Annotated in this window: 22 protein-coding genes and 5 tRNA genes; 22 read left to right on the plus strand and 5 right to left on the minus strand. The window is 37.2% G+C overall.

What is annotated here, in order from left to right; genetic code table 11:
• Positions 1–256 precede the first annotated feature (256 nt).
• On the plus strand, positions 257–631 hold the full coding sequence (locus JM84_RS06340) for a MotA/TolQ/ExbB proton channel family protein (protein ID WP_013749881.1): 375 nt from the start codon (positions 257–259) through the stop codon (positions 629–631).
• A 1-nt stretch (position 632) separates the two neighbouring features.
• Here JM84_RS06340 and JM84_RS06345 read toward each other — a convergent pair whose 3' ends face one another.
• From JM84_RS06345 to JM84_RS06365, 5 genes are all read right to left on the minus strand, one after another.
• Positions 633–1,478 (minus strand): phosphatase PAP2 family protein, encoded by an 846-nt coding sequence (locus tag JM84_RS06345; protein WP_144783273.1) that lies wholly within the window; start codon positions 1,476–1,478, stop codon positions 633–635.
• 65 nt (positions 1,479–1,543) lie between these two features.
• Positions 1,544–2,284 carry an LPS export ABC transporter ATP-binding protein gene (gene lptB, locus JM84_RS06350; protein WP_013749879.1) on the minus strand — a complete coding sequence of 247 codons (741 nt, stop codon included), beginning with the start codon at positions 2,282–2,284 and terminating at the stop codon, positions 1,544–1,546.
• 220 nt (positions 2,285–2,504) lie between these two features.
• Positions 2,505–2,864, minus strand: a complete 360-nt coding sequence (locus tag JM84_RS06355) for a carboxymuconolactone decarboxylase family protein (protein ID WP_013749877.1) — start codon at positions 2,862–2,864, stop codon at positions 2,505–2,507.
• A gap of 68 nt (positions 2,865–2,932) precedes the next feature.
• On the minus strand, positions 2,933–3,772 hold the full coding sequence (gene tatC / locus JM84_RS06360) for a twin-arginine translocase subunit TatC (protein WP_013749876.1): 840 nt from the start codon (positions 3,770–3,772) through the stop codon (positions 2,933–2,935).
• Positions 3,772–4,737, minus strand: coding sequence for an SIS domain-containing protein (locus tag JM84_RS06365; protein ID WP_013749875.1), 966 nt, complete (start codon positions 4,735–4,737; stop codon positions 3,772–3,774). The genes tatC and JM84_RS06365 overlap by 1 nt, the downstream gene beginning before the upstream one ends.
• An 87-nt stretch (positions 4,738–4,824) precedes the next feature.
• On the opposite strand from JM84_RS06365, the gene JM84_RS06370 reads away from it, so the two are divergent.
• The 21 genes from JM84_RS06370 to rplL all read left to right on the plus strand — a co-directional run bounded on the left by JM84_RS06370 (position 4,825) and on the right by rplL (position 19,321).
• Positions 4,825–7,023 (plus strand): RecQ family ATP-dependent DNA helicase, encoded by a 2,199-nt coding sequence (locus JM84_RS06370; protein WP_144783275.1) that lies wholly within the window; start codon positions 4,825–4,827, stop codon positions 7,021–7,023.
• A 127-nt stretch (positions 7,024–7,150) separates the two neighbouring features.
• On the plus strand, positions 7,151–7,381 hold the full coding sequence (locus tag JM84_RS06375; RefSeq protein WP_013749873.1) for a hypothetical protein: 231 nt from the start codon (positions 7,151–7,153) through the stop codon (positions 7,379–7,381).
• Complete coding sequence (locus JM84_RS06380; protein WP_013749872.1) at positions 7,378–8,397, plus strand: potassium channel family protein; 1,020 nt, start codon at positions 7,378–7,380, stop codon at positions 8,395–8,397. The genes JM84_RS06375 and JM84_RS06380 overlap by 4 nt, the downstream gene beginning before the upstream one ends.
• 96 nt (positions 8,398–8,493) lie before the next feature.
• Positions 8,494–10,185: an alanine/glycine:cation symporter family protein gene (locus JM84_RS06385; RefSeq protein ID WP_013749871.1), complete on the plus strand. Its 1,692-nt coding sequence runs from the start codon at positions 8,494–8,496 to the stop codon at positions 10,183–10,185.
• An 11-nt stretch (positions 10,186–10,196) separates the two neighbouring features.
• Positions 10,197–11,078 (plus strand): ComEA family DNA-binding protein, encoded by an 882-nt coding sequence (locus JM84_RS06390; RefSeq protein WP_144783277.1) that lies wholly within the window; start codon positions 10,197–10,199, stop codon positions 11,076–11,078.
• 128 nt (positions 11,079–11,206) lie between these two features.
• The gene (locus JM84_RS06395; protein WP_013749869.1) at positions 11,207–12,391 is read left to right on the plus strand and encodes an acyl-CoA dehydrogenase family protein; all 1,185 of its coding nucleotides are present in this window, start codon (positions 11,207–11,209) and stop codon (positions 12,389–12,391) included.
• A gap of 83 nt (positions 12,392–12,474) precedes the next feature.
• Positions 12,475–12,669, plus strand: a complete 195-nt coding sequence (rpsU, locus tag JM84_RS06400; RefSeq protein ID WP_013749868.1) for a 30S ribosomal protein S21 — start codon at positions 12,475–12,477, stop codon at positions 12,667–12,669.
• Positions 12,670–12,826: 157 nt separating this feature from the next.
• Positions 12,827–13,714, plus strand: a complete 888-nt coding sequence (locus JM84_RS06405) for a tyrosine-type recombinase/integrase (RefSeq protein ID WP_013749867.1) — start codon at positions 12,827–12,829, stop codon at positions 13,712–13,714.
• A 69-nt stretch (positions 13,715–13,783) separates the two neighbouring features.
• Positions 13,784–14,080, plus strand: coding sequence for an HPF/RaiA family ribosome-associated protein (locus JM84_RS06410; RefSeq protein WP_013749866.1), 297 nt, complete (start codon positions 13,784–13,786; stop codon positions 14,078–14,080).
• 118 nt (positions 14,081–14,198) lie between these two features.
• Positions 14,199–14,272, plus strand: a tRNA-Thr gene (locus JM84_RS06415).
• A gap of 102 nt (positions 14,273–14,374) precedes the next feature.
• Positions 14,375–14,456 (plus strand) — tRNA-Tyr (locus tag JM84_RS06420).
• A 43-nt stretch (positions 14,457–14,499) separates the two neighbouring features.
• Positions 14,500–14,572, plus strand: a tRNA-Gly gene (locus JM84_RS06425).
• A gap of 49 nt (positions 14,573–14,621) precedes the next feature.
• Positions 14,622–14,693 (plus strand) — tRNA-Thr (locus JM84_RS06430).
• A gap of 118 nt (positions 14,694–14,811) precedes the next feature.
• Positions 14,812–15,999, plus strand: a complete 1,188-nt coding sequence (tuf, locus tag JM84_RS06435) for an elongation factor Tu (RefSeq protein WP_013749865.1) — start codon at positions 14,812–14,814, stop codon at positions 15,997–15,999.
• Positions 16,000–16,167: 168 nt separating this feature from the next.
• A tRNA-Trp gene (locus tag JM84_RS06440) sits at positions 16,168–16,240 on the plus strand.
• Positions 16,241–16,346: 106 nt separating this feature from the next.
• Positions 16,347–16,550, plus strand: coding sequence for a preprotein translocase subunit SecE (gene secE / locus JM84_RS06445; protein ID WP_144783279.1), 204 nt, complete (start codon positions 16,347–16,349; stop codon positions 16,548–16,550).
• A 10-nt stretch (positions 16,551–16,560) separates the two neighbouring features.
• Entirely contained in the window at positions 16,561–17,115 is a 555-nt protein-coding gene (gene nusG / locus JM84_RS06450; protein WP_013749863.1) for a transcription termination/antitermination protein NusG, read from the plus strand.
• 81 nt (positions 17,116–17,196) lie between these two features.
• A complete protein-coding gene (rplK, locus tag JM84_RS06455) occupies positions 17,197–17,637 on the plus strand; it encodes a 50S ribosomal protein L11 (RefSeq protein WP_013749862.1) in 441 nt (146 codons plus the stop codon).
• Positions 17,638–17,657: 20 nt separating this feature from the next.
• A complete protein-coding gene (rplA, locus tag JM84_RS06460; RefSeq protein WP_013749861.1) occupies positions 17,658–18,356 on the plus strand; it encodes a 50S ribosomal protein L1 in 699 nt (232 codons plus the stop codon).
• A 15-nt stretch (positions 18,357–18,371) separates the two neighbouring features.
• Positions 18,372–18,893, plus strand: coding sequence for a 50S ribosomal protein L10 (gene rplJ / locus JM84_RS06465; RefSeq protein ID WP_013749860.1), 522 nt, complete (start codon positions 18,372–18,374; stop codon positions 18,891–18,893).
• Between the two features lie 56 nt (positions 18,894–18,949).
• The gene (gene rplL / locus JM84_RS06470) at positions 18,950–19,321 is read left to right on the plus strand and encodes a 50S ribosomal protein L7/L12 (protein ID WP_013749859.1); all 372 of its coding nucleotides are present in this window, start codon (positions 18,950–18,952) and stop codon (positions 19,319–19,321) included.
• Positions 19,322–19,360 lie beyond the last annotated feature (39 nt).

Below are 19,360 nucleotides of genomic sequence, written 5' to 3' on the forward strand. Positions count from 1 at the left end.
ATATAAGAACGATTTAATTTTTTGAGATGAACGACGAGATTCATTATGGGAATAACACTTTTACCAAGCGAGTAACCACTTAAAAGGCTTATTAGGTTATAATGTGTGTTATAATGGAAGTTGGTCGAGTTTATAAATGAGCATTGTAATACAGTTATATATTTACCTCATAAACGTTTACGAATAACTTGCCCAGCATGTTATTTTCAATCATTTAATATCAAAAGAAATATATTAACCATTAATACTATACACTATGTCACAATTAATTGATCGCATGAACGAGGGAGGGCCATTATTTATGTATCCTATTCTAGTTGTAATTATTGCAATTATCGCGCTACTTGTAATTTCTCTCATGGGAAAAAGAGCTAAGAGAGCAACCTCAGAAATTATAAGTCACCTTAGTTTATTTGCAATGATGTGGGGCTTTCTAGGTTCTACCTTGGGTTTAATTACAGCTTTTGATGCCATAGAAGGAAGCGGTAATATATCGCAACCCATGATGGCAGGCGGACTTAAAGTAGCATTGCTTTGTACGCTATTTGGTCTTTTTACCTTTGTGATTGGTAGGTTGTCTATGTTGGTACTTATTATAAAAGCACAACAAGAAGAGCGAACTAAAGTATAATTTAGAAAGTACCTGATATCCCGGCACGACCTAGACCTACATTAAAATTCCAAGTGATTTTATTCTTTTTAGTTCCGTCGGGATAGACGTTGCTTTTGTTCATGTAGTTGTCTATAGAATCTACAATAACAATACTCAATGCAGCACTAAGGGCAACATCTGTAAGCCAATGGGCTCCTCCCCAAATTCTTTGCAAAGGTGCAATAGATCCTAAGGCGTACACGCCAACTTTTACCCAAGTATTGTCAAATTGCTTTGCAATTGCATGCGCCATTGTAACAGATAGTATAGTATGGCCAGAAGGAAATGATCTAAAGCCCGCCATTCCGCTATAAGGGTTAAATTCAAATTTACCTTTGCCGTTTTCTGGTCTGCTTCTACCTGTAGAGGCTTTGAGAATGGTTTGTAACAGTCCAGCTGTAACTGCCGAAGAAGTCATCAAAGCTCCTGCTCTGCGTACCTTTTGGTTTTTAGTAAATAATCCAAATAAATATGTTCCAGCGGTCAGACCATATATTACCTGCGGACTACCCCCACGTTCTCCAACCTCGTCTAGTACTCCTGGTAAATCATCACTTCTTTTTGAAAAAAAATCATTTACATCATCATCCACAAAATAGAGTAGTGCTGTTCCTCCAGCAATGGTACCAGCCACAATCCAGTCATCTTTTTTCCATCGTAGAGGCCCTGTGTATGCGTGACCTATACCTTTGAGCATAACTTTTGTATCGTACAATGCTAGTTTTAAAACACTCAAGGTGTCTTGAGTTTGTGAAGTAATAGGTGTTTGCGCTTTGCAAAAAATAGAAAAGAAACAAATGAATATGATGGTGAAGGTCGTTTTCAAGAGGATTATAATTTAGTGTGTGAGGTTGACTAGAAAACTCACACTATGGTTGGTTTAATGGTAAACTATGTAAATAGTTTTTTCTTACGCAGTTCAAAGTTCTGGCCTAAGTATACTTTACGTACCATCTCATCTGCTGCAAGTTCCTCCGGTTCTCCATGTTTGAGAATGCTTCCCTCAAACATTAAATAAGTACGATCTGTAATAGCAAGTGTTTCTTGAACATTATGATCGGTAATAAGTATACCTATGTTTTTATCTTTAAGCTGTGCTACGATGCGCTGTATATCTTCTACTGCTACGGGGTCTACACCTGCAAAAGGTTCATCTAGTAATATAAAAGATGGAGAGGTTGCTAGTGCTCGTGCAATTTCTGTACGGCGACGTTCACCTCCAGAAAGTAAATCACCTCGGCTTTTACGTATATGACCTAAGCTAAACTCTTCTATGAGCTCCTCCATTTTATGAAGTTGCTCTTTCTTTGAGAGTTTTGTGAGTTGTAAAACACTTAATATGTTATCCTCAATGCTTAGTTTTCTAAAAACAGATGCCTCTTGCGCGAGATAACCTATTCCATTCTGAGCACGCTTGTACATGGGGTACTTTGTAATATCTTGCTGCTCTAGATAGATATTTCCACCATTAGGTTTTACAAGACCTACAATCATATAAAAGGAGGTAGTTTTTCCAGCGCCGTTAGGGCCTAGTAATCCTACGATCTCTCCTTGATTTACCTCTACAGAAATTCCTTTAACCACCTTTCGGCCTTTATAGGATTTCATTAAATTTTCAGCACGTAGTTTCATAGTAAGTAAATATACAAATTGTTTAATCCTCTGTTTTGACCTTATTATAACGTGTAAAAGTGAAAGCCATTATCAAACCAAAAAACAAAGCTTGAAATAAAATTCCAAACCAGCTTATGTTGTCATTGCTCAAATATTCAAAAGCAGTGAGTATAAGACTGTACGCCATGAAAAAGGACATAAAATATTTTAAAAATCTCTTCATGGCATACCGTTTTAATTATTTACCTGCTTTTCTCTCGTCTAGCGCTTCCCAGTATTCATAAGCGCGGCGTAAGTGAGGTATTACAATAGTTCCTCCTACAAGAGTCCCTATACTTAATGTTTCCATTACTTCTTCCTTAGTTACACCTTCATCATGACAGCTCTCGAGGTGATATTTTACACAATCATCACAACGTAACACTGTAGAGGCCACAAGTCCTAGGAGTTCTTTTGTCTTTTTATCTAGCGCACCTTCAGAAAATGCATTTGTGTCTAGGTTAAAAATACGCTTGACGATTTTGTTGTTATCGGCAAGGATTTTATCGTTCATTGTAGAACGGTAGCTATTAAAATCGTCTATAATATTATTGCTCATAGTTGTGGGGAGTAGTGGTTTTACGCTTTCGCGAAAGCGTTAAAAAATTAAATGTTACTTAAGTGATATTATGCAAGTCCTTGTTTCTTGAGTCGGCGTTTTTCTCTTCTGATAACACCTCTAGAAATAAAAATACTTACTTCATATAATATAATGATAGGTACGGCAACGATTACTTGCGTTGAAATATCTGGAGGCGTTATAATTGCCGCCAAAATTAATACAATAACTAATGCGTACTTGCGATTCTTTTTAAGGAATTCTGGAGTGACAAGCCCTATTTTAGTAAGGAAGTACATAATGATAGGTAGTTCAAATATTAATCCAGATGCTAGCACGGATGCTCTTACAAGTCCTATAAAAGAATCGATATCAAATTCATTTTGAACCGCGTCAGATATCTTGAAAGTTGCCAAAAAATTAATGGATAAAGGAGCTACAACAAAATATCCAAATGCTGCTCCTAAAAAGAAAAGTAGGGAAGCAACTACAATAAAGCCCTTACTAGATTTACGCTCATTTTCATAGAGTCCTGGAGATATAAATTTCCAAAATTCATACAGTATATATGGAAAGCCTATTACAACTCCTGCCATGATAGAAGTCCATATAGCTGCGCTAAACTGGCCAGCTACTTTTCTACTCTGGATGATAAAGTCCATATCGCCATCTGCAATACATCCTTTTTCTGCTCCAAAAAATTGGGAGATTTTACAGAGTATGTCATAAGACACGAAGTCTGGATTTTGAGGTCCAAAAATAATTTCAAAAAGAGTTCCTTTAAATATAAAAGCAACGGTACCTATTATAACTACAGCAAGGGTAGCTCTTATTAAGTGCCATCTCAATTCTTCCAAGTGGTCAAGGAAGGACATCTCATCTGGATGTTTTTTTACTTTTTTTGCCATTATGCGATTCCTTCTTTTATAAGATCGTGTATGTGCACCACGCCAGCATAGTTTCCATCTTTTTCAACTAATAACTGGGTAATATTATGTGCTTCTAAAATTTCTTTTGCATCAATCGCCATAGCATCATGACGTACAGTTTTTGGTGTAGCACTCATGATTGCGGCAGCGGTGAGACCGTCAAGTGAATCATTTTTTGAGAGCATGCGACGCAGGTCGCCGTCGGTTATAATTCCTTGGATAACTCCGTTGAGCACAACAGCGGTTACGCCTAGCATTTTATTGGTAATCTCAATAATAACCTCTTTGATACTTGCGTCGGGAGTTACTTGTGGGTTTTCATGAGTAGCGCAAATATCGTGAACAGTAAGGTACAATCTCTTGCCTAGCGAGCCACCTGGATGGTATCTTGCAAAATCACTTTCTGTAAATCCTCTCAAATCTAGCAAAGCAACAGCTACAGCATCACCTAGCACGAGCTGTACAGTGGTGCTTGTGGTAGGTGCGAGATTATTAGGGCATGCTTCTTCTTCTGTGTTTGCATGTAAAATATAGTCTGCTTCTTTACCTAAAAAGGAATCTCTGTTTGCAGTAATTGCGATGAGCGTATTTTCTGTCTTTTTAATAAGAGGTACAAGGACTTTAATCTCTGGGGTGTTTCCGCTTTTTGATATGCAGATTACAATATCATCTATTAAAATGCTTCCTAAATCTCCATGAATAGCATCTGCTGCATGCATAAATAGTGCAGGAGTTCCTGTACTATTTAAGGTAGCAACGATTTTTTGAGCAATAATTGCGCTCTTGCCTATGCCAGTAATGACCACTCTGCCCTTAGATTTATAGATGGCTTGTACTGCTTGAGCAAATTCTTCGTCTATTAATGAACTGAGATTTGCAATCGCAGTTTGCTCAATATGAATGGTTTTCTGTGCGCTAGCAATGATTTGCTGGAAGTTGTTCAAAACTGGGTTTTGTTAAGATTTGTTTAACGTGCGGAAATTACTATCTTTAGAAAACACAAAGGTATGTAAAAATGTATTTGAATACATATGGGGACAAGGCAAATAGACTTACACGAAGAACTTAAAAGATATTTTGGCTTTAGTCAGTTCAAGGGTCTGCAGGAAGAAGTTATAAGAAGCATCGTAGGTGGTAATCACAGTTTTGTGATTATGCCCACAGGAGGTGGAAAATCATTATGTTATCAGTTACCTGCACTTATTGCAGAGGGTACTGCTATTGTGGTATCGCCACTTATAGCATTAATGAAAAACCAAGTAGATGCACTTAGAGGTATCTCACAAGAAGAGGGAATAGCTCATGTACTTAACAGTTCGCTCACTAAAGGAGAGATAAAAAAAGTAAAAGAAGATATCACTAGAGGAGTGACAAAACTCTTGTACGTGGCTCCCGAGTCACTTACTAAAGAAGAAAATGTTGAGTTTTTAAGGGGAGTTACTGTTTCTTTTTTGGCTATAGATGAAGCGCACTGTATCTCAGAGTGGGGACATGATTTTAGACCAGAATACCGTAATTTACGTAAGATTATAGGTAGAATAGGTGATAATATCCCAATTATAGCGGTAACAGCTACTGCTACTCCAAAAGTACAAGAGGATATTCTTAAAAACTTAGGGATTACAGATGCAAATACTTTTAAGGCGTCATTTAATAGGCCTAATCTATATTACGAGGTACGACCTAAAACGGCACAAGTAGATGCAGATATTATTCGTTTTGTAAAGCAAAATGAAGGTAAGAGTGGTATTATATATTGCCTCGCACGTAAGCGTGTAGAGGAGTTAGCGCAAACATTGCAAGTAAACGGACTTAAAGCGGTACCATATCATGCAGGACTCGATGCAAAAACACGAGTGAGACATCAAGATATGTTCTTGATGGAAGATGTAGATGTGGTAGTTGCTACCATAGCTTTTGGGATGGGAATTGATAAGCCAGATGTAAGATTTGTTATACATCATGACATTCCTAAAAGTATAGAGAGCTACTATCAAGAAACTGGTAGAGCGGGAAGAGATGGAGGAGAAGGACATTGTCTTGCTTTTTATGCATATAAGGACATAGAGAAGCTTGAGAAATTCATGAGTGGCAAGCCCATTGCCGAACAGGAAATAGGTCATGCCTTACTTCAAGAAGTAGTAGCTTTTGCAGAAACTAGTATGTCTAGGCGTAAATTTATACTTCACTATTTTGGAGAAGAGTTTGATAATACTACTGGAGAAGGAGGCATGCTTGATGATAACATGCGTAATCCTAAAAATCAACATGAGGCAAAAGAGGAACTTGTAAAAGTGTTATCTGTAATACGAGATACTAACGAGATCTATAAAAGTAAAGAGATTGTTCTTACGTTAAGAGGAAAGGAAAATGCTATTATTAGTTCGCATAAAACTCATGAGCAGCCATTTTTCGGTATAGGTCATGACCAGAAAAAGGAATACTGGTTTGCCCTTATACGTCAAGCTCTCGTTGCTGGATATATAAAGAAGGATATTGAGACTTATGGCGTTGTAAAAATGACACCACAAGGTCTAGATTATATAGAGAACCCTGTCTCATTTATGATGACAGATGATCATGTATTTGATGCAAATACTGATAATGCAATAGTATCTGCTCAAAAAGCAGGAGCTGGAGCCGATAAGAAGCTCCTAGAAATGCTCAAAGACTTGCGAAAAAAAGTAGCAAAGAAGCTTGATGTGCCACCATTTGTGGTTTTTCAAGACCCTTCACTAGAAGATATGTCTATTAAATACCCTGTAAGCGTAGAAGAACTTGGTAATGTACATGGAGTAGGTGATGGTAAAGCAAAGAAATACGGAAAAGAATTTGTAGCGCTCATCGATAGATATGTTTCTGATAATGAAATTTTAAGACCAGACGATCTCGTTGTAAAAAGTACAGGAGCAAATAGTGGATTAAAATTATACATTATCCAAAACGTAGATCGCAAATTACCATTGGATGACCTCGCCTCTGCAAAAGGTAAGGATATGGTAGACTTTATTAAAGAGATGGAGGCAATCGTTTTCAGCGGTACACGTCTTAATATAGATTACTGGATTAACGACATACTTGACGAAGATCAACAAGAGGAGCTTCATGATTACTTTATGGAGGCAGAGACAGATAAAATCGAAGTTGCAATGGAAGAATTTGATGGTGATTATGAAGACGAGGAGCTTCGTTTGTATAGGATCAAATTTATGAGTGAGGTGGCAAATTAGAAAATAGCTACAGAGGTTTTTGTAATCTTGGGTATGCTTTCGCGAAAGCGTACTTTATTTAAATTCTTATACGTATTGTGTTCCAAAAAGGAAAGATCGAATATCCAGTATTTAAAACCTTCATATCATGTTGAAATTAGTTTACGATATACGGCATTATTTCGAGAAACGTGGATTTTACGTTTCCTCTAGACTTGCAGACCGTCTAGGGATGCGGGCAAAGAATGTGAGACTGTTTTTTATATATGTGTCATTTGCAACATTAGGAGTAGGCTTTGCATTGTATCTTACAGTAGCGTTTTGGCTTAAATTAAAGGATCTTATTTATACAAAGCGTACTTCTGTTTTTGACCTATGAATTTGTTTTCCTTCTTTAAAAATAAAATTTATCTAGCTATAGTACTCCTAGTGACGACGTTACTTTTAGGAGTTGTTGGCTATCGTTTTATTGCAGACTATAATTGGGTAGATGCTGTTTATATGACAGTAATTACTATAACGACCGTAGGTTTTGGAGAAGTGATACCACTCACGCCTGAAGCAAAGATTTTTACAGTAATACTTATTCTATTAAGTGTTGTAATTGTAGGTTATGCTTTGACAGTGATTTCGGAGTACATAATAAGTAAGAGTTCTTATAAAGATTTAATACATAAAAAGGTGCAGCAAGAAATTGATAAAATGACAGATCACATAATTGTGTGTGGTTATGGACGTAATGGACAAGAAGCAGTGCGAAAACTCATGGCTTACAATAAACAATTTGTGGTTATTGAGATGGATTTGGATATTATTGAGCGTTTTGAAATGGACAAGAATATCCATTTTGTATATGGCAATGCAAATGAAGACGAAATATTGGAAAAAGCCGGAATCACTAAGGCATCTGCACTATTATGTGCCTTGCCTGAGGATGCAGATAATCTCTTTATCGTGCTGAGTGCACGTCAACTTAATAGTAAACTTAAGATTATAAGTAGAGCAACCGCCGAGACTTCACAGAAGAAACTAAAACTTGCAGGAGCCGACAATGTAATTATGCCTGATAAAATAGGTGGAGATCATATGGCATCGCTTGTTGTTGTGCCTGATCTTATCGAATTTTTAGATAATTTATCTGTAGTGGGGGAGGAAGATAGCATAAATGTTGAAGAAATAAGCTTTGATCAAATTTGTGCAGATGGCAATGAGGCAAGTATTAAGGAAATCGATTTGCGTTATAAGACAGGCTGTACAATTATAGGTTATAGATCTCCATCTGGGAAGTATGTTGTTAATCCAGAAGCAGATATGCGCCTTGAGAAGGAGTCAAAATTAATAGTCATAGGGCGCCCTGAACAAATCAAAAGATTGCACGAGACTTTTGGTATTTAAATATTGTTAAGGATTTTAAGATAGTTTCCTTTGAATAAGGGGCATTTTTTTGGATATTGCTAGCTGAAATTACAATAACTTAATATATCCATACTAATGAAGAAATACCTTTTATTCATTCTTTCTGTTTTTATCCCGCTGCTTTCATTTGCACAAGAAACTCAAGAAGTAGGAATTGACCAGAAAATTGACCAAGCATTTCAACCCGTTTCAGATTTCTTTTCGGCACTTGTATTTTTTGAAGTTGCAGGAACACCTTTTGTTCTTATTTTATTAGTGGCGAGTGCCGCTTTTTTTACGATTTATTTTGGATTTCCAAACATTCGATTCTTTTGGAGAGCAATTCAAACAGTACGCGGTAAATATGAAGATATCGAAAAGCATGGGGCTTCAGAGCTTTATGGTGAAGATGGTATTGCACAAGGACAAGATTTGTCTAAGGTTGATATTGAAGAGCACATTGAAAATCTAGAGGTGGATGATAGCCTGGCTATTGATGGAGACATTGTAGACACAATAAGAGATGAGAGTTCTGCAGGAGAAGTTTCTCACTTCCAAGCACTAGCCACTGCGGTATCTGGAACTGTAGGTAATGGTAATATTGCTGGTGTTGCCCTTGCTATCGCATTGGGTGGTCCGGGAGCTACATTCTGGATGATAGTTTGTGGTCTCTTAGGAATGTCTACTAAGTTTGTAGAATGTACGTTAGGTGTTCAGTATAGAGATGTGGGAGAGGACGGTACAGTATATGGTGGTCCTATGTATTATCTTACTAAAGGTTTAAAGGCGCGAGGATTTGCTACAATAGGTAAGATTGCAGCAGTAATTTTTGCAATTTTCTGTATAGGTGGTTCATTTGGAGGTGGTAACGCAGCTCAATCTAACCAAGCTACTATTGTTCTTAAGGAGATGTTTAACATGACGAGTGCAGCCTCAGGATTTATTGTAGGCATTGTACTTGCTCTAGTTGTGGGTATTATCATTATAGGTGGTATCAAGCGTATCGCTCAAGTAACAGAAAAAGTAGTGCCTTTTATGGCAATCATGTATGTGGTTGCATGTTTATATATAATTCTAAGTAATTTTAGTCTTATTGATGATGCGGTTGCACTTATAGTTCAAGAAGCATTCAACCCTACAGCTATTGGTGTAGGAGGATTTATAGGAGTATTATTAGTAGGTTTCAAAAGGGCAGCATTTTCAAATGAAGCTGGAGCAGGATCTGCATCTATTGCACACTCTGCAGTACGTACTAAATACTCAGCAAGTGAAGGTCTAGTTGCTTTACTTGAGCCATTTATCGATACAGTACTTATATGTTCGATGACTGCACTTGTGATTATTATTTTCAATTTTGGAGGAGCATTCCAGTATGGAGGTGATGGACTAGGAGCGGTAATGATAGATGGAGAATCTTTTGAAGGAGCTGGTATTACTGCAAAAGCTTTTGCAGAATATATTCCTTATTCTGATGTATTCTTAACAATTGCAGTGGTACTCTTTGCAGTGTCAACGATGATCTCATGGTCTTACTACGGGCTACAATCATGGAAATTCCTTTTCGGGCGTGGTAAGGTTGCAGATTTAGTATACAAATTATTATTCTTAACTTTTGTAGTTGTAGGAGCATCTGCAAGTATGAACTCAATATGGGCATTCTCTGATGCAATGATTTTTGCAATGGTATTCCCTAACATGGTAGGACTATTCTTCCTATTCCCTGTTGTTAAAAAGCAATTAACTAGATACCTTAATGCTATTAAGCTTAAGGAGGAAGCTATAGAGTAACACTTAATAGTATGATAAGTTTTAAATCCCATTTCATTTACGACAGACGTAAGAGGAATGGGATTTTCTTTTTTATGGCAATAATCATTGCTTGTACTGCCGTCGTCATTTTTTATAGTCCAGAATCTGAAGCGATAATATCTGAAGAAGAAGAACTTAAAGTTTTTGCGTTTCAGAAAGAGATAGATTCTCTTAAGGTAATAGAGCTTGAAAAACGTAAGCCTAAGATTTTTCCTTTCAACCCTGCATTGCTTACAGACTTCAACGGTTACAAATTTGGTATGACCACAGAGGAGATAGATAGAGTGTTACGCTTTCGCGAAAGCGGGAAATGGTTTGACTCCACCGCTCAGTTTCAAAAAGTCTCAGGAGTCTCAGATTCTTTACTTGCTGTTATGGAGCCTTATTTTAAATGGCCGAAATGGATTGAAGAGCAAAAGAAATCTCCTAAAAAGAAATCTAGTTTTAAAAATAAATGGAAAACTGCCGAAGAAAAAGGTGATCTCAATAGTGTCTCTTATGAAAAGTTGATAGCTATTGATGGTGTAGATGAAGATATAGCGACCAGAATACTTAGACATCGTGATAAAACTGGAGGATATCTAGTAGATTTTCAGCTTTACAGTGTGTTTGGTGTTGATAAAAATGTGAAACGTGCAATCCTTAATGAATACACTGTAAAGGAAAAGCCAGTGGTTAGGTTAGTAAATGTAAATACGGCAACCGCATCAGATTTATCTACCGTTCCTTTACTTAATTTTGATCTTGCCAAAGAGATAGTAGATTATCGAATTCTCAGAGAAGGGATCAAATCAATAGAAGAATTGAAAAATTTGGATGGTATGACAGACTTTAAATATGATATAATAAGTTTATATTTACATATTGATTGAAATTGCTATAAATAATTATCACATTCTTAGTGACTATTCTTTTTTTAAAGAACTACGTAGAGAATGAGATTTCCGATTGTTAAGAGTTGTAAAATTTTTATAATTGGATCGAAAAAGAAATTTTAAATATGACAAACATGTATTTTACGCAGGAGCATAACCTTTTTCGCGAAAGCTTAAGAGATTTCCTCAAAAAAGAAGTAGTACCGCATATTGATAAGTGGGAAAAGACAGGGCAGATAGAGCGTTTTATCTGGAAGAAATTTGGTGACATGGGATTCTTTGGGATTAGTTACCCTGAGGCCTATGGAGGAATGAATCTTGATTTTTTCTATACTGTTATCTTACTAGAGGAGCTACAACGTATTAACAGCGGCGGATTTGCAGCTGCTATATGGGCACATGCTTATCTTGCAATGACACACCTCAATGTAGAGGGAGATGAAAGAATAAAATCTGAATATCTTACAGCTAGTATTGCTGGAGATAAAATAGGTTGTCTATGTATCACAGAGCCTTTTGGCGGAAGTGATGTTGCAGGAATGAGAACTACGGCTGTGAAGGATGGAGATCATTACGTGATTAATGGTTCTAAAACCTTTATCACAAATGGTGTGTATTCAGATTATTTAATAGTTGCAGCTAAGACGGCTCCTGAATTAGGAGGGAAAGGGATGAGTATCTTTCTTTTAGATAGAGACATGCCGGGTGTAAGCGCTACAAAGCTGGATAAGCTAGGGTGGAGAGCATCAGATACAGGAGAGATTGCATTTGACAATGTGAAAGTACCAGTAGCAAATCTTATGGGTGAAGAGAATGCAGGTTTTGGGTACATCATGCAGCATTTTGCTTCAGAGCGTCTTATTATGGGTATAAATGCTCATGCGAGAGCAGAGTATGCTATTGAGTATGCACTAGATTACATGAAAGAGAGAATGGCCTTTGGTGTTACTATTGATAAATTTCAAGCATTACGTCATAAACTCGCAGAGCGTCAAGCAGAGGTAGAGATGTCAAAAGCTTTTAATTATACAATTGCATATCGCCTTAATAAGGGAGAGTATGTTGTAAAAGAAGCGACGATGTCAAAACTTACTGCAACAAAAATTGCAGATGAAGTAATTTATGACTGTTTACAGATGCTAGGTGGTTATGGTTATATGGAAGAGTATCCACTTGCACGTATGTTACGTGACAGTAGGCTAGGACCTATAGGTGGTGGTACCTCAGAAATACTGCGAGAAATCATTGCAAAAATGGTGATCGATAAGAAGACTTATAAAGCAAAGTCAGAAGAAATTTCAAAAAACTAAAGGATAGGGTTGCAGGGTTACTTTTAAAACGTATATTTGCAGCCTGAAAACCGAATAAGAACTTAAAGAAAGGAGGTCCCACTATGTTAATTATACCAGTAAAAGACGGAGAAAATATAGATAGAGCGCTTAAACGTTTTAAGCGTAAATTTGATCGCACAAAAACTATGCGTAATCTTAGAGAGCGTAAGCAGTTTACTAAGCCTTCTGTAGTAAGAAGACGTGAGATTCAAAAAGCATCGTACATCCAAGGGATGAGGGATGCAGAGAATATCTAGCATTTATTAATCCGTTGTCATGCAAAGCATGATCTGGATTAACAGGGAGATTAAACCTCTCTAAATCATATAAAACCGTTGTGTTGTAAAGTTTATCTTTACAGTGTAACGGTTTTTTATTTTAGACATATGTTAATTTTAATAATCTATCTTATTTATGTCATTGGTCTCTTTTCTTGATTATCTCAGTCTTGAGAAAAACTATAGTAAGCATACAGTTATAGCTTATGAAAAAGATGTGCTTGAGTTTTTGGCTTTCGTCAAAATAACTTTTGATGAAAGTAATCTAGTAGATATTCACTATGCGCAAATCCGATCTTGGATTGTAAGTCTTGTTGATAACGACGTTTCTAACCGAACGGTCAATAGAAAGATATCTTCGTTAAAGGCTTATTATAAATTTTTACTTAAAATAGGTGAGGTAGAAGCTTCGCCACTTGCGAAGCATACATCATTAAAAACTCCCAAGCGACTACAAATTCCATTTTCTGAAGTAGAGGTGGGAGCTGTCTTTGATCGGTTAAAGGAAGCTGATGATTTTGCAACGTTAAGAGACTTATTAATAGTGGAGCTTCTGTATGCAACTGGAATGAGACGTGCTGAGCTAGTGGATCTGACTGTGGGGAGCATTGATGTCGTTCAGAAAACCATAAAAATTATAGGTAAACGTAATAAGGAGCGCATCGTTCCTATGCTTTCTAGTGTGGTTGTTACCTATGATAGGTATATAGCTGTTAGGTCTTCTGTAGCTAGTAGTGGTGAAGATGCTCTCTTGGTGACTAATAAAGGTGCTAAAATTTATAGCACCCTTGTGTACAGGATAATTAATCGTTACTTTAGTGAGACGTCAGATAAGTTAAAAACGAGTCCGCATATATTGAGACACTCGTTTGCAACACATTTACTTAATCAGGGTGCAGATTTAAATATTGTGAAAGAGTTATTGGGACATGCTAGTCTTGCATCAACGCAAGTTTATACTCATAATAGTGTGCAAGCCCTCAAAGATGTTTACTCTAAAGCGCATCCTCGCAATAAGAAATGATAATTGGCGTAATGTAAAAGAACACTTATAAGTAGGTGTTTAAGTTATGAACTTTAAATATATAATCTTATGAAAGTAACTGTAGAAGCGCCAAAATTTGATGCAGATGTAAAACTCATTGAATTCATTGAAAAAAAAGTGGGAAAGCTTGAGCATTTTTATGATAAGATAATTCACGCAGATGTATTTTTAAAATTAGAGCCCAATGTGAAGCCAAATAATAAAATTGTCGAGCTATTAATCAGTGTTCCAGGGGATGAATTTATAGTAAAGAAAACGGCTAAGTCTTTTGAAGAGGCTACTGATGGGTGTGTACAGTCTATGGAGAGGATGCTTTTGAAGAGAAAAGAGAAAATTAGGTCTTAATTTTTTTGATTTTTTATTGAAAAAAAATTGGATAAGTATAATAATTAGTTATCTTCGCAGTCCGTTAGAAATAGCGGACTTTTTTATGCCTCTTAAAAGAGGTGTATGTAAGTAAAAAGCCGATGTAGCTCAGCTGGCTAGAGCAGCTGATTTGTAATCAGCAGGTCGTGGGTTCGAGTCCCTCCATCGGCTCTTTTTTTAACCGAAATAAAAAGGTTAAAAAGTTCTTTAAAATATTGTTTTATTATTCAAAATTAATACGTAGTTTTGCGCACTGAATTTTGACAATACAATGGGGAGATACTCAAGCGGCCAACGAGGACTGACTGTAACTCAGTTGTTTTTAACTTCGCAGGTTCGAATCCTGCTCTCCCCACACCTTTAATTTCATTATCACTTATGTTAGTGAGGTTATAAACGCGGGAGTAGCTCAGTTGGTAGAGCGTCAGCCTTCCAAGCTGAATGTCGCCAGTTCGAACCTGGTCTCCCGCTCTAAATGCCTTTGAGGTGTTGAGCTTTCGCGAAAGCGTAAAAAAAATCCGCCGACGTAGCTCAGGGGTAGAGCGTTTCCTTGGTAAGGAAGAGGCCACGGGTTCAATTCCCGTCGTTGGCTCAAAAAGAATTAATAACAATGAGTGCTGGTCGCACTCACTTTTCGTGTTTAAATGAGAAGGTATTCGATCAATAGTAAACTAGTACACTAATAATAACTAAGATTAAATAATTACATTATGGCAAAGGAAACATACGATCGTTCGAAACCCCATTTAAATGTTGGAACTATCGGACACGTAGATCACGGTAAAACAACTTTAACAGCTGCGATTACAAAAGTATTGGCAGATGCGGGTTATTCAGAAGCTTCTGCTTTTGATCAAATTGATAATGCTCCTGAGGAAAAAGAAAGAGGTATAACAATAAACTCTTCACACGTTGAGTATGCGACAGCAAACCGTCACTATGCACACGTTGATTGTCCAGGTCACGCCGATTATGTAAAGAATATGGTAACTGGTGCTGCTCAAATGGACGGTGCTATACTTGTTGTTGCTGCTACAGATGGTCCAATGCCACAAACACGTGAGCACATCCTTCTTGGTCGTCAGGTAGGTATTCCTCGTATCGTTGTATTCATGAATAAAGTGGATATGGTTGATGATGAAGAATTACTTGAGCTTGTAGAGATGGAGATCAGAGATCTTCTTTCTTTCTACGAGTATGATGGAGATAACGGTCCTGTAATTGCTGGTTCTGCTCTTGGAGCATTAAACGGTGAGCAAAAATGGGTTGATACGGTATTAGAGCTTATGGCTGCTGTTGATGCTTGGATTGAAGAGCCACTTCGTGAGACTGAAAAGCCTTTCCTTATGCCAATAGAAGATGTATTCTCTATTACAGGTCGTGGAACTGTTGCTACAGGTCGTATCGAAACTGGTATTGCAAACACTGGAGATCCTGTTGAGATCATTGGTATGGGTGCAGAAAAACTTACATCTACTATTACTGGTATTGAAATGTTCCGTCAGATCCTTGATAGAGGAGAGGCTGGAGATAACGCTGGTATCCTTTTAAGAGGTATTGAGAAGTCAATGATCTCTAGAGGAATGGTAATTGTTAAGCCAGGATCAGTAACACCACACGCTAAGTTTAAAGCTGAGGTTTACATCCTTAAGAAAGAAGAAGGTGGACGTCACACTCCATTCCACAATAACTACCGTCCACAGTTTTACGTACGTACAACTGATGTAACTGGTAACATCATGCTTCCTGATGGAGTTGAGATGGTTATGCCTGGAGATAACTTAACTATTACTGTTGAGCTTATTCAGCCTATCGCACTTAGCTTAGGTCTTCGTTTTGCTGTCCGTGAAGGTGGTAGAACTGTAGGAGCTGGTCAGGTAACTGAGATATTAGATTAATTCTAGTCTATAGATAAAAAGTAAAGGTGTCTTGTTTTGCAAGACGCCTTGACTTTTGTTAAGAGGGGTTCTATTTAGCTTTCGCGAAAGTGTTGCTTGTTGAAGTCCTGAGTTTATGAATAATAACGATAATTTCTTTTGAAATTTGAGATTCAAAACTTAAAGTATACGGGATTAGCTCAGTTGGTAGAGCACTGGTCTCCAAAACCAGGTGTCGTGAGTTCGAGTCTCTCATCCCGTGCAACTTGAATTAGCTTTAAGATTAATTTTTAGAGCTAATTTATATTTTGAAAACATTAGAACATCTTGGCGCTTGCTAGGTGTTTGTTTAGAAAGAAATAACTATTATGGCTGGATTAATTAATTACGTTCAAGAATCATATAATGAGCTTAGAAACCACGTAACGTGGACACCGCTTTCAGAAGCGCAACGTCTTATGGTGGTGGTTGCTTTGTTTTCTATAATTTTTTCATTGGCTATTTGGGGTGTTGATACCGTTTTTAGTAATGTGATTAAGTTATATTTTGATAAAGTAGTTGGAACAAATTAATTCAAGCAAGATGGCTAAGACAAGTAACACGAAACAGTGGTATGTGGTAAGGGCCGTTAGTGGTCAAGAGAATAAAGTAAAGGCGTATATCGAGCAAGAAATTTCTCGTTTAAATCTTGAGGATAGTATTGAAGAGGTGTTAGTGCCTACTGAGAAAGTTATCCAAATCCGTAATGGTAAAAAGGTTAACAAAGAGCGTGTTTATTTTCCGGGATATATAATGGTTAAAGCTAATCTTGGTGGAGAAATTCCTCACATTATAAAGTCTATTAATGGTGTAATTGGTTTTCTTGGTGAGGTTAAAGGTGGGGATCCTGTTCCATTGCGCAAGTCTGAAGTTAATCGTATGTTAGGTAAGGTAGATGAGCTTGCTGTAAAGCAAGACAGTATATCTATACCTTTCACTATAGGTGAGACAATCAAGGTGATTGATGGTCCATTTAATGGATTTAACGGTACGGTGGAGAAAGTGAATGAGGAAAAGCGTAAGCTTGAGGTGATGGTAAAGATATTCGGAAGAAAAACTCCGTTAGAGCTTAGCTATATGCAAGTGGAAAAAGTATAAGAGATTAATTGTTACATTAATATATTTTAGATTTTGTTCTATGCTTCCACATTATGAACAGGTCTGTTTAAATTTTTAGAAATGGCAAAAGAAGTAAGTAAGGTTGTTAAATTACAAGTACGTGGAGGGGCTGCAAATCCTTCTCCACCAGTAGGACCTGCTTTAGGTGCAGCCGGTGTAAACATCATGGAGTTCTGTAAGCAGTTTAATGCTAGAACTCAAGATAAAGCTGGTAAAGTGCTTCCTGTTGCGATAACTGTTTATAAGGATAAGTCTTTTGATTTTGTAATCAAAACTCCTCCAGCAGCAGTTCAATTATTGGAAGCAGCTAAAGTTAAAAGTGGTTCTGGTGAGCCTAACCGTAAGAAAGTTGCAAAAGTTACTTGGGATCAAGTACGTGCAATTGCAGAGGACAAGATGCCTGATTTAAATGCATTTACAATTGATAGTGCAATGAAGATGGTGGCTGGTACAGCTCGTTCAATGGGAATAACGGTTAAAGGTGGAGATGCTCCAGCTTAACAGCTTAAAACAAAATTAAAATGGCAAAATTAACAAAAAAGCAAAAAGAAAATCAGACTAAGATTGAAGCGGGTCAAACCTACAATCTTGCTGATGCTTCTGCTTTAATTAAAGAAGTAAGTAACGTAAACTTTGATCCTTCTGTAGATATTGCTGTACGTCTTAATGTTGACCCTCGTAAAGCTAACCAGATGGTTCGTGGAGTGGTTACATTACCTCACGGTACTGGTAAGGATGTAAAGGTGCTTGCACTTGTTACTCCAGACAAGGCTGCAGAGGCTCAAGAGGCTGGTGCAGATTACGTAGGACTAGACGAGTACCTTGAGAAAATCAAAGGTGGTTGGACAGACGTAGATGTAATTATTACTATGCCTAGTGTAATGGGTAAATTAGGACCTTTAGGACGTGTCTTAGGGCCACGTGGTTTAATGCCTAACCCTAAGACTGGTACAGTTACTATGGATATTGCAAAAGCAGTATCTGATGTAAAAGCAGGTAAGATTGACTTTAAGGTTGATAAAACTGGTATCATTCACGCTTCTGTAGGTAAAGCATCTTTTGATGCTGAGAAAATTGCAGGAAACGCAAGAGAATTAATAACAACATTAGTAAAGCTTAAACCTACTACGGCAAAAGGTGTTTACATAAAGAGTATTTTTATGTCAAGTACAATGAGCCCATCTGTAGAGGTAGATGCTAAGCGATTCGCTACTGACTAGTTCAAATTTTAAATTATGACAAGAGAAGAAAAATCAATAGTAATTAAAGATTTAACTGCGCAGTTAGGGGATAATGTACATATTTATCTTGCAGATATATCTGGTTTAGATGCAGGTGCGACTTCTAATTTACGTCGTGCATGTTTTAAAGCAGGAGTTAGTCTAGCAGTAGTTAAAAACACATTGCTGTCAAAGGCAATGGAGGCATCAGATAAGGATTTTGCAGAACTTCCAAATGTATTAAAAGGAAACACTGCAATCATGTTTGCCGAGACGGGTAATGCACCTGCTAAGGTTATTAAAGAATTTCGTAAGAAATCTGATAAGCCTTTACTAAAAGGAGCATTTATTGAAGAAGCTATTTATGTTGGGGACGATCAACTTGATAGCCTGGTAAATATCAAATCGAGAGAAGAACTCATTGGAGACATCGTTGGATTGCTTCAGTCACCTGCTAAGAACGTTGTTAGCGCTCTTAAGTCAAGTGGAGGTAAACTCGCAGGTATTATCAAAACCCTTTCTGAGAAGGAAGGATAATTAGTACGCACTATTATTTATTATATAACAATTACAATTTTCAAAAACGATAGAAAATGGCAGATTTAAAAGATTTCGCAGAACAATTAGTTAACCTTACAGTAAAAGAAGTAAACGAGTTAGCTACTATTTTAAAAGATGAATACGGTATCGAGCCTGCTGCTGCTGCAGTAGTAGCTGGACCAGCTGGAGCTGGAGCTGAAGCTGCTGAGGAAAAGTCAGAATTTGACGTGATCCTTAAGGCTGCTGGTAGTTCTAAACTTGCTGTAGTTAAACTTGTAAAAGAATTAACTGGAGCTGGACTTAAAGATGCAAAAGAGCTTGTAGATAATGCACCATCTCCTATTAAGGAAGGTGTTTCTAAAGACGAAGCTGAAGCACTTAAAGCTCAATTAGAAGAAGCTGGTGCAGAGGTTGAGCTTAAGTAAGCTTACCATAATAACTAGATAAAGGTTTAGGTTGATTGT

The sequence above is a fragment of the Dokdonia sp. Hel_I_63 genome, assembly GCF_007827285.1.
Lineage (GTDB): Bacteria > Bacteroidota > Bacteroidia > Flavobacteriales > Flavobacteriaceae > Dokdonia.